The sequence below is a fragment of the Microbacterium sp. MMO-35 genome, from assembly GCF_037147555.1.
Lineage (GTDB): Bacteria > Actinomycetota > Actinomycetes > Actinomycetales > Microbacteriaceae > Microbacterium.
On the sequence record NZ_JBBCVH010000003.1, the window covers coordinates 387,659 to 400,968 of the forward strand.

Annotated in this window: 10 protein-coding genes and 1 tRNA gene; 3 read left to right on the forward strand and 8 right to left on the reverse strand. The window is 71.3% G+C overall.

The genetic code is table 11. From position 1 onward, the window contains the following. The first annotated feature begins 5 nt into the window (after positions 1-5). On the forward strand, positions 6-2,942 hold the full coding sequence (locus WFJ01_RS08715) for a DEAD/DEAH box helicase (protein WP_336628826.1): 2,937 nt from the start codon (positions 6-8) through the stop codon (positions 2,940-2,942). An 87-nt stretch (positions 2,943-3,029) separates the two neighbouring features. Here WFJ01_RS08715 and WFJ01_RS08720 read toward each other — a convergent pair whose 3' ends face one another. From WFJ01_RS08720 to WFJ01_RS08730, 3 genes are all read right to left on the reverse strand, one after another. Beyond that, the gene (locus WFJ01_RS08720; RefSeq protein WP_336628827.1) at positions 3,030-3,698 is read right to left on the reverse strand and encodes a DedA family protein; all 669 of its coding nucleotides are present in this window, start codon (positions 3,696-3,698) and stop codon (positions 3,030-3,032) included. A gap of 98 nt (positions 3,699-3,796) precedes the next feature. Then, a complete protein-coding gene (gene trhO / locus WFJ01_RS08725; RefSeq protein ID WP_336628828.1) occupies positions 3,797-4,693 on the reverse strand; it encodes an oxygen-dependent tRNA uridine(34) hydroxylase TrhO in 897 nt (298 codons plus the stop codon). A gap of 64 nt (positions 4,694-4,757) precedes the next feature. After that, positions 4,758-7,088: a transketolase-like TK C-terminal-containing protein gene (locus WFJ01_RS08730; protein ID WP_295035262.1), complete on the reverse strand. Its 2,331-nt coding sequence runs from the start codon at positions 7,086-7,088 to the stop codon at positions 4,758-4,760. 225 nt (positions 7,089-7,313) lie between these two features. Between WFJ01_RS08730 and WFJ01_RS08735 the strand changes: the two genes are divergently transcribed. Continuing rightward, entirely contained in the window at positions 7,314-7,769 is a 456-nt protein-coding gene (locus WFJ01_RS08735; protein ID WP_292883980.1) for an Lrp/AsnC family transcriptional regulator, read from the forward strand. Positions 7,770-7,800: 31 nt separating this feature from the next. Here WFJ01_RS08735 and WFJ01_RS08740 read toward each other — a convergent pair whose 3' ends face one another. Beyond that, the gene (locus WFJ01_RS08740) at positions 7,801-9,198 is read right to left on the reverse strand and encodes an LssY C-terminal domain-containing protein (RefSeq protein ID WP_336628829.1); all 1,398 of its coding nucleotides are present in this window, start codon (positions 9,196-9,198) and stop codon (positions 7,801-7,803) included. A 114-nt stretch (positions 9,199-9,312) separates the two neighbouring features. Here WFJ01_RS08740 and WFJ01_RS08745 point away from each other — a divergent pair. After that, positions 9,313-9,400, forward strand: a tRNA-Ser gene (locus WFJ01_RS08745). Between the two features lie 124 nt (positions 9,401-9,524). Here the strand turns inward: WFJ01_RS08745 and WFJ01_RS08750 are convergent. The 4 genes from WFJ01_RS08750 to WFJ01_RS08765 form a co-directional block, all read right to left on the reverse strand. Further along, complete coding sequence (locus tag WFJ01_RS08750) at positions 9,525-10,133, reverse strand: GNAT family N-acetyltransferase (RefSeq protein ID WP_292883976.1); 609 nt, start codon at positions 10,131-10,133, stop codon at positions 9,525-9,527. 65 nt (positions 10,134-10,198) lie between these two features. Next, positions 10,199-10,846, reverse strand: a complete 648-nt coding sequence (locus tag WFJ01_RS08755) for a phosphatase PAP2 family protein (protein ID WP_292883974.1) — start codon at positions 10,844-10,846, stop codon at positions 10,199-10,201. Between the two features lie 143 nt (positions 10,847-10,989). Next, positions 10,990-11,958: a carbohydrate ABC transporter permease gene (locus WFJ01_RS08760; protein WP_251445932.1), complete on the reverse strand. Its 969-nt coding sequence runs from the start codon at positions 11,956-11,958 to the stop codon at positions 10,990-10,992. Then, a complete protein-coding gene (locus WFJ01_RS08765) occupies positions 11,958-13,301 on the reverse strand; it encodes a carbohydrate ABC transporter permease (RefSeq protein WP_292883971.1) in 1,344 nt (447 codons plus the stop codon). The genes WFJ01_RS08760 and WFJ01_RS08765 overlap by 1 nt, the downstream gene beginning before the upstream one ends. Positions 13,302-13,310: the final 9 nt, after the last annotated feature.

The following is a 13,310-nucleotide window of genomic DNA, read 5'->3' on the forward strand; positions in this document are numbered from 1 at the left end:
GAAGCATGGCCGAGGCGAGCACGCCGTTCGCCGGCTGGCGCTTCACGGGCGTGCTGCGCACCTACCAGCGGCAGGTGCTCGAGCGTCTCGCCCCCGGATCCGAGGATGCGCTGCACATCGTCGCGCCTCCGGGATCCGGCAAGACCCTGCTCGGGCTCCTCCTCGCGATGCGCGAGGGCGGGCGCACTCTCGTCCTCGCCCCCAGCACGACCATCCGCGAGCAGTGGGCGCGCCAGGCCGCCGAGCTCGCGCCGGACCCGACGGACGTCTCGACGGATCCGCTGCGCATCGCCGCGCTGACCGCGCTCACGTACCAGGCCGTCAGTGTCACGGGCGACGGGTCGCCGTTCGAATCCCTCGCCCGCGCCCGCTGGGCGGAGGAACTCGTCACCGCGGGCCGCGACCAGGCCTCGGCGGAGACCTGGCTCGCCGCCCTCGCCGTCGACAACCCGCGACAGTACCGCTCGGGCCTCGCCCGCCGGGTCGTGCGCCTGCGCCGACGACTCGCCCGCGAGCGCCCCGAGACGATCGCCCAGGTGCTGCATCCGAACGCGGTCGCCCTGCTCGATCGCATCGTCGACGCGGACGTGGACACCGTCGTGCTGGACGAGTGCCATCACCTGCTCGACCACTGGGCGCTCGTCGTCGCCTACCTCGTCGGCGCGATCCGCGGGCGCGGCGGACGCGGAGTCGTCATCGGCCTCACCGGAACGCTGCCGGACGTCGCGGACGGGCCGGAGTACGAGAACTACACGCAGCTGCTCGGCGAGGTGGACTTCGAGGTGCCGACGCCCGCGGTCGTGAAGGAGGGCCACCTCGCCCCCTATCGCGATCACGTCTGGTTCACCGAACCGGTGCCGGCCGAGGCCGCGTTCATCCGGCAGCACGGCGACCGGCTCACGGAGCTCCTCGCCCAGGTGCTGTCCACGCCCGACGGGATCCGGTATCTCGAAGAGCGGCTGCAGCCGGCCGATCCGTCCGCCGCCGACCCGTCGCCGCCGGACCGGGAGACCGCGCATCAGCCGTCCCCCTCCGCTGAGGCGCTCGAGCGCGCGCTCTCCGAGGACCTCCCGCTCACCCGCTCCTGCGGCGTCGTGCTGCGTGCCCTCGCCCCGGAGCACCCGCTGTGCGCGATCCTGCCGCCCGCGCTGTTCGAGCGGTGCACGACCGACGATCTGCTGACCGTGCTCGCGCGCTTCGCCCTGACGCGGCTGCTGCCCGACCCGGCGGCGCGGCCCCAGTGGCTCTTCGTGAAGAGGGCTCTGGCGGACTTCGGCCTGCTGCTCACCGATCGCGGGCTGCGCCGGGGCAGGGATCCGATCGAGACGACCCTGGCGTTCTCGGAGGCGAAGGATCGCGCCGCCGTCGACATCCTTGGTCTCGAGCTCGGCGGATCCGACGGCGCCCTGGTGCGCGCGGCGATCGTGACCGACTTCGTCGAGCACGGCAACAGCCGCGGTCTCGTCGGCGAGCGCGCGGCCGGGGCGCTGCGCGTCTACGAGCTGGTCGTGAGCGACCCGGTGACCGCCGCGCTGTCCCCGGTGCTGCTCACGGCGGACCGCATCCGGGTGCCGGCGGGCTCCGCCGAGGCGTTCGCCGCGGCGATCGCCGAGGACGTGGGATCCGCCGTGCGCGTGCAGGATGGCGTCGGCCCGTGGCGCGACCTGGATGCTCCGGGAGTCGGATCCGGGCGGATCGTGGCCGCGGTCTCGGCGCTCATCACGGCGGGCGCCGTGCGGCTGCTCGTGGGCACGAGGGGGCTGCTCGGCGAGGGCTGGGACTGCCCCGCCGTGAACACGCTCATCGACCTGACGACCGTGACCACGGCGACCGGCACGCCGCAGCTGCGCGGCCGAACGCTACGCCTGGATCCCGCGTGGACGGAGAAGGTCGCGCACAACTGGTCGGTCACCTGCCTCATCCCGGCCGACGTCGCGCTCGACGATGCGACCGAGCACCGCCGTCTCGTCCGCCGGCAGGGGCGCCTGCTCGGGCTTTCGGCCGACGACGATGCGGAGGGCCGGATCGTGCGCGGCCTGGGCAACGCGCTGAGCCGTGGAGCGCGGGAGCTGCTCGCGGGAGTGCTCGGGAAGGATCCCCGCGCCTCGATCGGCGCGCTGCAGGAGCAGGTGCGCGCCGACCTCCGGCCGCGGTCGCTGACGCGCACGCAGTGGCGGATCGGCGAGCCGTACCGATCCGAGGAGCGCGAGGTGCTCGCGGTGCGGCGCTCGTCGGCGGTGGCGCTGATCCCCACCGGGCGCATCCTCGCGACGGCCGTCCCCGGGGCCGCCCTGTCTGCTCTCGGCGTGGGCGCCGTGATGTCTGCGGCCGTCACGGGTCTCGTCCCGATCGATCCGGTCGGAGCCCTCGTGGCCTTCGGCTGCGCCGGGGTCGCGCTCGTGCTCAGCGGGGCGATCCGGCCGCTGACCGCCGCGCGCCGCCGCCGGGCGGATCCCGCGGGCATGTTCCGGGGAGCGGCGATCGCCGTCGCCCGCACCCTCGCCGATGCCGGGCGGATCCCTCCCATCGATGAGACGGCGATCACGGTCGCTGCGGACGGTGACCGGATGCGGATCGAGCTCGCCGGATCCGGTCGGCGTCTCGTCGCCGAAGCGGTCGAGGAGCTCTTCGCCCCGCCGGTGTCGCCCCGCTTCCTGCTGCGCACCGATCGGGCCGACGTCGGCCGCTCGGCCTCCCTCGTCGCGATGATCGCCTCCCTTCAGGCGCGGGATCTGCGCCGGGCCACGCTCCTCGCGGTGCCCCGGATGATCGCCCGCCGCCGCACCGACGCCGAGACCTTCGCCCGGCACTGGCGGGAGCAGGTCGGGGCGGGGCAGCTCATCGAGCTCGAGGGATCCCGCGGACTCGCGCTGCTCGCCGTGGCACGGCGCACGCCGCGCGTGCTCGACTCCGCCGAGCCGCGCACGACGCTCTGGGGCTGAGCGCGGCCCCGCCGATCGGAGCCGCCCGCGCCGAAGCCGCCGATCGGCGCCGCGAGGCGGGAGGGAAGCCCGTGCCCGGGATCTCGGTCAGGACGCGTCGCGCACCTCGGCGGCGACCGCCTCCCCGTCGTGTCGTGCGGGCGGGACCGGCTCCGCGTCCCCGCGACGACGGTGCCACCAGCGCAGGACATGGTCGATCACGAAGCCGACGACGACGGCGAACACCACCGCGATACCGACGCCCAGCAGCGGGTTGTCGTGCACCCACTGGCCGGCGACGAGGCCGATGACGATCGCATAGGCGACCCAGGTGATGCAGGCGAACAGGTCGAACAGGAAGAACCGCCGGTGCGGGAACCGGGTCTGGCCCGCGACGTAATTCACCGCGACCCGCCCCCAGGGGATGTAGCGGGCGGTGAAGATGAGCGCCGCTCCGCGCTTGTCGAGCTCGAATCGCGCCCACTCGAACATCTTCTGCACGCGCGGCCGGCGCATCCAGCGCCAGCGGTCGGTGCCGATCGTGCGGCCGAGCAGGTACGCCATGTTGTCACCGGCGACCGCACCCACCAGCGCCACGAGCCCGAGCACGATCAGGTTCGGCTGCCCGCTCTGCAGCGAGAGCGCCGACAGCGCGACGAGCGCGGTCTCGCTCGGCAGGATCGTCGCGAAGCCGTCGACGAAGAAGAACACCAGCAGCACCGGGAACAGCCAGAGCTGTCCTGCGGCGTGCAGCAGCCAGGCGTTCAGCAGGTCCATGCGCACCACGCTACGGCGCGGATCCGGCGCCGTCGTCATCCCCGGGAGTGATGTTCCGAACTGTTCACCGGGACCGCGGTACCGGGCCGGATCCCGGATCAGACCGCGGCGGAGTGCTCCCTGCAGGGCACGGCGACGCAGTCCGCGCAGACCACGTCCTGCCGGCGGCACGACGGATCCGGGCAGTTCGCCGTGCGGTTCGTGGCGGCCCCGCAGCCGGCGCACACGCCGATCACGGCGGCGTGGTCGGAGAAGTCCACGGATCCGCGTCCGTCGAACACGTACAGCGAGCCGTCCCACAGCCCGTCGTCGCCGAACCGCTCGCCGTAGCGGACGATCCCGCCCTCCAGCTGATACACCTCTCCGAAGCCGCGCGCCGTCATCAGGCTCGACAGCACCTCGCAGCGGATCCCCCCGGTGCAGTAGGTCACGACCGGGCGTCCCTTGAGGTCGTCGTAGGCGCCGGAGTCCAGCAGCCCCACGAAATCGCGCGTGGTCTCCGCATCCGGCACAACGGCTCCGCGGAACCGGCCGATCCCCGCCTCGAGGGCGTTGCGTCCGTCGAAGAACACCACCTCGTCGCCGCGTTCAGCGACGAGGTCATGCAGTGCATCCGGGCTGAGCCGGGCGCCGCCGCCGACGACCCCGTGCTCGTCGACGCGCAGCTCGCCGGGTGCGCCGAACGAGACGATCTCGTCGCGCACCTTGACGCTGAGCTTCGGGAAGTCCGCGCTATACCCGTCGGCATCGACCGCGGTGCCCTCGCTCCACTTCACGTCGGCCTCGCGGAAGGGGGCGTAGGAGCGGAACGAGCGCAGCCAGGCCTTCACCGCGGGGAGGTCGCCGCCGAGCGTGCCGTTGATGCCGTGCGGCGAGATCAGGATCCTGCCGCGCAGGTGCAGCGCCGCACACAGGTCGCGCTGCCAGAGGCGGAGCGCCTCCGGGTCGGCGAGGGGCGCGAAGGCGTAGAAGAGCACGATCTTCGGTGTGGGCACCAGGAGATTCTAGGCGCGCCCTCGGCGCCCGCGGCGGTGGTCGCGGCGCCGAAGGCGGCCAAGGTCAGTCCGCGAGGTCGAGGGCGGCGCGGACGATGCTGTCGACGTCGATGCCGTGATACCGGTACACGTCGTCCAGATCCCCGGCCTGCCCGAACCGGCTGACGCCCAGGTGCCGCGCCGGCACGCCGCGCACTCCGGCGAGGAAGGCGAGCGCGTGCGGGTGCCCGTCCAGCACGGTCACGAGCGGAACGGCGCGCTCTGAGGGCAGGATCTGCTCGAGGATCCAGCTGTCGGCGTCGCCGTCCCCGTCGCGGGCGCGCAGCGCCTCGAAGAGCAGGCCGGGGCTCGTGACGCACACGACGTCGGCGGCGCACCCCTGGGCCTCGAGCCGCTCCGCCGCGGCGCATGCCTCCGGCACCATCGCCCCCAACGCGGCGATCGTCACGCGCGGCGCCTCGGCCGAGCGCAGCCGGAAGCCGCCCGCGACGACCTGCCGTCGCCGTCGCTCCCGCGCCGCCGGGTCGGCGGGGATCGCGGCGAGCGCCTGATCGACGGGCTTGGTCGACAGGCGGAGATAGGCGGACCGCCCGCCCGGGCGCCCCATCTGCGCCATGGCGGCGAGGAGCGTCCATTCCACGTCCTGCACGAAGGCGGGCTCGTAACTCGTGCATCCCGGCTGCTCCAGGCCGATCGACGGCGTCTTGATGGACTGGTGCGCGCCGCCCTCGCCCGCGAGGCTCACCCCCGACGGCGTGCCCACCAGGATGGACTGCCCGCCCGCGTAGATCCCGTACGACCACGGCTCCAGGGCGCGCTCCACGAACGGGTCGTAGAGCACGCCGATCGGGTAGAGCGGCTGCCCCCAGCGGCTCCACGTCGCGCCCAGCTCGCCGATGAGGCTGACCAGGTTCACCTCCGCGATGCCGAGCTCGATGTGCTGCCCGGTCGGACGCTCGCGCCAGTGCATGATCGTCTCGCCGTCGTCGTCGAACCAGTCCGGCCGGTCGTCGGTCGACCACACCCCGACCTTGTTGAGCCACCCCGCGAGGTTGGTGCTGGAGCTGACATCGGGGCTCGCGGTGACGACGCGGCGCGCCACCTCGGGCGCGGACCGGGTGAGATCGAGCAGGACGCGCCCGAGGGCGGCCTGGGTGGTGCCGGCCCCCGCCGGCGTGCGGCCGAAGTCGACGGGCACCGGGTGCTCCGCGGCCGCCGGCACCGCGGGCCGGCGGAGGCGCTCGGCGCTCTGCGTGCAGAGGGCGCCCTCCGCGGTGCCGGCCGCGAAGCGCCGCCACGGCTCGGCCGGATCCTCGCCCAGACGCTCGGCGAGCTCGGCGTACTGCGCCGCGGTCAGCAGCGAGGAGTGGTTCTGCGGGTGCCCCTCGGTCGGCAGGCCGTTGCCTTTGATCGTGTAGGCGATGATCACGGTCGGCCTCGTGTCGTCGATCCGCGCGAACGCCTCGCGCAGCGCCTCCAGATCGTGGCCGCCGAGGTTGCGGATCGCCGCACGCAGCTCGTCGTCTCCGATCCCGGCCAGCAGCGCACCGATCGCGGCCGCATCGGGCCCCGTGCCCGGCAGGCGCCGGCGCAGTTCGTCGACGGGACAGCGCAGCAGCCGCTGGTACTCCGGATTGGGCATGTCGAGGATCCGGCTGCGCAGCGCCCCGCCACCCTCGCGGGAGAAGAGCTCGTCGAGGAGCCGCCCGAAGGCGACGGTGATCACCTGCCAGCCGACCGCCGCGAACATGCGCTCGAGCTTGCCGGCGGCCATGTCCGGCACCACCCGATCCAGGGACTGCCGGTTGAGATCGACGATCCAGACGATCTCGCCGAGATCGTGCACGTGCGGATCCAGCAGCGCCTCCCAGACCGCGCCCTCGTCGAGCTCCGCATCCCCCACCAGCGAGTACTGCCGACCCCGCGGGGACTCCCCCGACAGCGAGGAGGCGTAGCGGCGGGCGATCGCGCCCCAGATCGGTGCCGTGGCGCCGATCCCGACCGATCCGGTCGAGTAGTCGACGACGTCGGGATCCTTCGTGCGGCTCGGGTAGCTCTGCACGCCCCCGAACTGGCGGAGGGTCGTCATGTGGCGCTCGTCGAGGCCGCCGAGCAGGTAGTTGATGGCGTGCAGAACGGGCGAGGCGTGCGGCTTCACCGAGACGCGGTCCTCAGGATGAAGCTGCTCGAACCACAGCTCGGTCATGATGGTTGCGATCGAGGCGCTCGATGCCTGGTGGCCGCCCACCTTGAGGCCCGAGGGGTTGGGGCGCACGCGGTTCGCGTGGTGCACCATCGAGGTCGCGAGCCACAGCACGCGCTGCTCGATGCGGGTCAGGGCGGCGAGCCGGTCGTCGGTCGCCACGGCGGGCGCGGTCGCGGTGAGCGGGGTCATCGGGATCCTCCTCGGGACGGGTGCGCGGCGTCCTCGCCGCACCGTCGATGCCGGCCCTTGTGGGGTCTCGCACCGGCACATCCGTCGCGGACCGGGGCGAGGCATCTGTTCAGACGCAGATTGTCGCCCCATTGCACCAGCGCGGCATCACGGTGACAATAGATCGACCTGATGTTGATCAGATCAATCAAGATCGACCCACTTCCGAGAGGGGACGTGATCAGGATGACTCCTCGCGCCGACCGCACCGATGCCACCCTCCTGCGCCAGCTGATCCGCTCCCCCGCGGCCACGATCGTCGCTCTGGCCGAGGCGACCGGGCTCGCCCGCAACACGGTGCGGTCGCGCCTGGACCGCTACGAGCGCGACGGGGTGCTGCGCTCGCTGGAACGCCGGATTGACCCGGCCTTCCTCGGCTACCCGCTCGGCGCCTACATCCTCACGCGGGTCACGCAGCGAAAGCTCGACAGCGTGGGCGCGGAGCTCGCCGGCATCCCCGAGGTGATCGAGGTGCTCGGCCTGTCCGGCGTCTCCGATCTGCTCATCCGGGTCGCCGCCCGCGACACCGACGACCTGTACCGCATCGCCGGACGGATCCTCGACGTCGACGGGGTCAAGCGCACCAGCACCGGCCTCGTGATGCGTGAGATGGTCCCCTATCGCGTGGCCCAGCTGCTCTGAGCCCCGGAGGACCCCGGGTGCGCGGCGCGCGTCACTTCTTCCGGTGGGCCGTCGACCGCCGCCGCGCCCATGCCCCGGCGGATTCGCTCGACAGCGCGAGCAGGGCGAGGCACTGCAGGCAGGCCGCCAGCAGCGTGCCGTTGAACCCGAGCGCCGTGCGGCCGCCGAGATAGTCGATGGCGGTCGACAGCACGCCGATCGCGAGCAGGACCATGAGCACCGCCCGGGAACGCCTGCCCCGGCGCAGCACCGACCAGGCCATGAGCAGCTGAGCGATCGAGACGACCGCTCCGAACCCGATCACCACGAGCAGCACCGTCGCCTGGTCGGCCGGGCCATCGGCCAGGAGCCGGCGGATGTCGGCATCCGTCGCCATGCCGATGACGAGGCCGCCGAGGTCGAGCAGCGCCCCGAGCACCACGACGCCCACCGCGAAGAAGGTCGACAGCGGGGCGCGCCGGATCGAGCGCTCGGCCGTGGTGCGCAGCGACTCGCCGTGCCCCTCCCCCGGAAGGACGGCGGACCGGGAGCCGCCGGGAGCGGCGGCCGGATCGGCGTCCTCCGGGACGACCACGCGGGTGACGTCGAGGATGGGCAGGTCGCCGTCGGTGATGAACCGGTCTCCGCCGCCGTTGCGGGAGTGGTAGCCGGTGGTGAAGTCGTGCAGCTCGCGCACCCGCACGGCAGGGTCGGCATCGCGCGCGCTCTGCACCACGAAATCGCGCTCGATGTCGGTGTTCTCGTCGATGCGGTGGGTCACCTGGAGCGTGAAGAGGCTCAGCCCCACGTCGGTGTCGTAGGTTCCCGCACCGAGCCAGTCGGTCTTCGCCCCGCCCGGTAGGAGCCACCCGGGCGGGCAGTGCCAGAAGCGCACGTGATGGCGCTGCTTGGGGTTGCCCGCGACCTCTTGCTGGTAGGCCACGTCATGGCGTCGCCCGAAGAGCATCAGCGGCGAGACGGGCGCGGTCGGGTAACTCCTCCGGGTGAGCGTCGAGACGATGATTCCCCACGTCGACGCGGCGGTGATCTCGTCGGCCCTGTGCCAGCCCGCCCGGGTCATCACGTCGTCGAGCTGGGCCGCGGTGCCGTCCACGCCGAGGTTCACCGGATCCCCGAGCAGCCCGTCGGCGGTGCGGGTGCGCCCGAAGAAGTAGTCCGGCACGTACAGATCGCTCAGCATCCGGTGCAGGCGCGGGAGCACGAGGTAGGCCATGATCGCCCACACCGGGACGAACAGCAGCACCGACCAGGCGTAGCGGAACGTCTGCAGCGAGATGATCACCGCGAGCCAGACGGCCGAGGCGGTGCCGACGAGGAAGGCGAACCGGTCGAAGACCGTGGACGACGGCAGCGGCTGCTGCATCTGCAGGGCCCAGCGCCGTCTCGACGGATGCTCCCCGTCGGCGTGCTGCGAGTCGGTGCCGGTCACCGTCGTTCTCCTTCGCGGTCGTCCTCATCCTGGCACGGGCGCCCGCTCTCCGGGCGCTCCGCCCTGGTCCGGATCACACCCGCGGATCGGATAGACTGATCAGGTTGTCCTCCTGGTGACGTGTCCGAGCGGCCGAAGGAGCACGCTTGGAAAGCGTGTGTTGTGCAAGCAACCGCGGGTTCGAATCCCGCCGTCACCGCCAGATCGAAGGCCCCGACTCCCCAAGAAAGCCGCTGGGGAGGCGGGGCCTTCGTCATGAGCCGGACGCGCCTCGGGGCGGCCGCCTTCGTCAGGCGACCGTTCCGGGTCGGACGACACGCACCGCGTCAGGCCGAGGGGATCCGGATCCCGTAGGTGGTGCTGCCCTCGGCCGAGGCGAGCTCGGTGAAGCCGAGTCGTTCGTAGAAGGCGCCGGCCGAATGGTTGTCGGCGTTCATCCCGAGGTGCAGCCCGGGCACGCCCCGACGTCCGAGCTCGGCGAGCAGGGTGTCGATGAGCCGGCGGCCGAGCCCCTGCCCCTGGGTCTCGGGCAGCAGGTCGATGTGGAGGTGCGCGGGGTACTCCCGCACGATCGCATCCTCACTCGGCGCCTGCCGGTCGCCGTACGCGATGAAGCGGTCCTGAGCGGTGGGCTCCTGTGCACCGGAGCGGCGATAGCGGTCGCGGCGCGACGGCCACCACTCGTCGCGGAACCAGCCGGCGAAGGCGTTCGTGTCGTCCGTGGCGACCACGTAACCGATCACCCGCGCGTCGTCGGACTCGACCACCCAGCACAGCCCGGGATCGCGGCGCGCGTAAGGCACCGCGAAGAGGTCGCCCCAGAGGGCGTCGTCCTCGAGCATGCCGGTGGCGTCGGCGCCCACGTCCGCGGTCCTCACGCACACGTCGTACAGCCCGTCGACGTCGTCGGAACGGAACGGTCGGATGCGTGCCACGGAGTGCCCTTCGATCGGCGTCCCGGACGCGCTGCGGCGCCCGGAGACCAGCGGATCCTCTCAGCCTAGCGAGGCGGATCCGCGCTCCGGCCGTCTCCCGCCTGGAGCATCGACGGCAGGCGGACCCAGCGCCACAGCGCGGCTGCGAGGAGCAGGGCCGCACCCGCGCCGATCAGCGCGCCGCCGACCGTGTCGCTGAACCAGTGCACGCTGAGCACGGTGCGGGAGAAGCCCATCGCGACCGCCCAGAGGGCGCCGCCGATCGCGACCCACAGCGACGGGAACAGGAACCAGAGCACCACGGCGAGCGTCGCGGCATTCGAGGTGTGCCCGGAGGGGAAGGATCCGAAATCCGAGGCGATCAGCAGATCCTGCGGCCGGTCCCGGCCCAGCGCCCTCTTCACGAGCTGGACGATCCCGGCGCTGAATGCGAAGGCCGCGATCGCGAACACGGCGCCGCGCCAGCCGCGCACGATCCACGCGAGGAGCGCGATCAGGAGCGGGGTGAGGATCGTCGCGACCCAGCCCCCTCCGAGCACGTTCATGACCAGCGCCCAGCCGGTCAGCGCGGGGTTGCGCCACTCGACCATCTCGAGGTTCCAGGCGTCGTCGAGCGAGACGATGAGGCCCGGTGCGGTCGCCAGGACGACCGCCGTCGCCAGGGTCACCGCGACCCCGACGAGACCGAGGACGAGAGCCAGCCGACGCGTCATCCGCCCATTCTCCCCTGATCCGCTCCCGGAACCGCGCCGGCCGTTCCGAGAGCCCGCCGAAAGGCCGGATCCCGGACGCGGGTGGCACGGACGAGGCCGGCGCCCGCGACGTGCGGGCACCGGCCTCGGCGATGGTGCGGTGATCAGCCCTTCGTCGCGCCGGCCAGCAGACCGCGCACGAAAAAGCGCTGCAGGGCGAAGAACACGATCAGCGGGACGATGATCGAGATGAACGTTCCCGCCGACTGCAGGTACCACTGATTGCCCCAGGTGCCGGACAGCGAGTTCAGCGTCTGGGTCAACGGCAGTGACGATTCCGGCGCGAAGATCGTCGCCACCAGCAGGTCGTTCCACACCCACAGGAACTGGAAGATCGCGAACGACGCGATGGCCGGCATCGCGAGCGGCAGGATGATCCGGAAGAAGATCTGCCCGTGCCCGGCGCCGTCCACGCGGGCCGCCTCGACGACCTCACCGGGGATCTCCGAGATGAAGTTGTGCAGCATGAAGATCGCCAGCGGCATCGCGAAGATCGCGTGTGCGATCCACACCGTGGCGAAGCTGTGGTCCACATCGCGCAGGGTGAAGCCGGGGAAGATCTGCGTGCCGAACAGCGTGAGCCCGCGGGAGAACAGCGACAGCAGCGGCACCAGGGCCATCTGGATGGGCACGATCTGCAGCGCGAACACGAGCACGAACACGAGGTTCTTGCCCTTGAAGTTCATCCACGCGAAGCCGTAGGCGGCGAGCGATGCGATGAAGATCGGAATCACCGTGGCCGGGATCGTGATGGCGAGCGAGTTCACGAACGAGGCCCCGAGCGTCAGCGCGGTGCCTCCCGAGTTCAGCGCGTCGGCGTAGTTGCTCAGCGTGAACGACGGGTTCACGAACACGGTCCACCAGCCGGTGCTGTTCGAGTCGGCTCCGGGGCGGAACGACGTCACGAAGAGCCCCAGCGTGGGGATGGTCCAGAAGATCGCGATGATCACCGCCGCGATCGTGGCGCCGCGCGACGTGAGCCGCTTCTGCGCGGTGGCCTCGTTGCGGCGGGTGTCGCGTGCGACCTGGCGCGCGCTGCGGTTGTCGGTGACGACTGCCTGCGTCGCACTCATCAGCGGATCTCCCTCTGCTTGGCCATCTGCCGGGCGTTGTAGATGATCAGCGGCAGCACGAACAGGAACAGCACGACGGCCAGCGCCGAGGAGTGCCCGTAACTCTGGAAGCGCTGCTGCTGGTTGACCATCTCGAAGCCGAGCACGGTGCTGTTCGCCCGGCCGCCGGTCATCACGGCGACGATGTCGTAGACCTTCAGCGAGGCGATGGTGATCGTGGTGAGCACCACGATCAGGGAGGAGCGGATCCCCGGAACCGTGACGTTGCGGAACCTCTCCCAGGCGTTCGCGCCGTCCAGGGACGCCGCCTCGATCTGCTCGGTCGGAACCGCCTTGATCGCCGCCGACAGGATCACCATCGCGAACCCGGTCTGCGTCCAGATGAAGACGATGAGCAGGCAGACGGTGTTGACGAGCGGGGTCGTGTCGAGCCAGGAGACCGGCTTGCCGCCGAACAGCGTCACGATCGCGTTCAGCAGGCCGATCTGGTCGCCCTGCCGGAAGTCGTAGATGAACTTCCAGATGATGCCGGCGCCGACGAACGAGATCGCGACGGGCATGAACACGAACACCTTCAGGATCTTCTCGCCCCGCGCGCGGTCGATGAACACCGCGTACGCGAGCCCGAAGATCGTCGACACGATCGGCGCGATGAGCGCCCAGATCAGCGTGTTGATCACGGACCAGAACCCCTCCGGGTTCGTGAACACCCACTGGTAGTTCTCGAGGGCGACGAAGTCCTTGCCCGTCTTGTCGAAGAAGGACTGGATGATCGTCGAGACGGCCGGGTAGATGAGGCCGATGATCAGCAGCAGGGTGGCCGGGGCCATGAACAGCGTGAGCTGGAACAGGTAGCCGGATCCCTCGCGCGCACGGTAGTCGGCGAAGAACAGCAGGCCGCCGGCGACCAGGGCGATGATCATGACGTACACGACCGCGTTCTGATACGGACGCAGCATCATGAACGCCAGCACCGGAATGGCGAAACAGGCCACGAGACGCAGCCAGAAATAGCCCTTGCCGTGCCTCGGCGCGTACTCGATGAGCACCAGCAGCACCCCGGCCACGATGCCGAAGACGACCAGCACCAAGGGAATCTGCAGCAGCGGGTTCAGACCGCCGAGCCAGACGAAGAAGCTGTTCAGGGAGAAGCCGAGCGAGGTCGGCTTCGGGCTCTCCGCCGGACCGCCGGCGATGAGAGCGATGAAGATCCCGACGATCAGGATCGCGCCGACGATGTAGGCGCCGACCGTGACGGATCGGGAAGCGGTGGTGCGGCCGGAGCGCACGGACTCGGTCTTGCGATCGGATCTCGCGGTCTCGGTCGCTGTGGTCTGCGACATGTGGAGCCC

Bases quoted from the DNA above. Each gene is read 5' to 3' on its own strand.
- WFJ01_RS08735 (WP_292883980.1), top strand. From the start codon at position 7,314: ATGACTCCTCGCGCCGACCGCACCGATGCCACCCTCCTGCGCCAGCTG.
- WFJ01_RS08760 (WP_251445932.1), bottom strand. From the start codon at position 11,958: ATGAGTGCGACGCAGGCAGTCGTCACCGACAACCGCAGCGCGCGCCAG.
- WFJ01_RS08730 (WP_295035262.1), bottom strand. From the start codon at position 7,088: ATGACCCCGCTCACCGCGACCGCGCCCGCCGTGGCGACCGACGACCGG.
- WFJ01_RS08765 (WP_292883971.1), bottom strand. From the start codon at position 13,301: ATGTCGCAGACCACAGCGACCGAGACCGCGAGATCCGATCGCAAGACC.
- WFJ01_RS08720 (WP_336628827.1), bottom strand. From the start codon at position 3,698: ATGGACCTGCTGAACGCCTGGCTGCTGCACGCCGCAGGACAGCTCTGG.
- WFJ01_RS08715 (WP_336628826.1), top strand. From the start codon at position 6: ATGGCCGAGGCGAGCACGCCGTTCGCCGGCTGGCGCTTCACGGGCGTG.
- WFJ01_RS08755 (WP_292883974.1), bottom strand. From the start codon at position 10,846: ATGACGCGTCGGCTGGCTCTCGTCCTCGGTCTCGTCGGGGTCGCGGTG.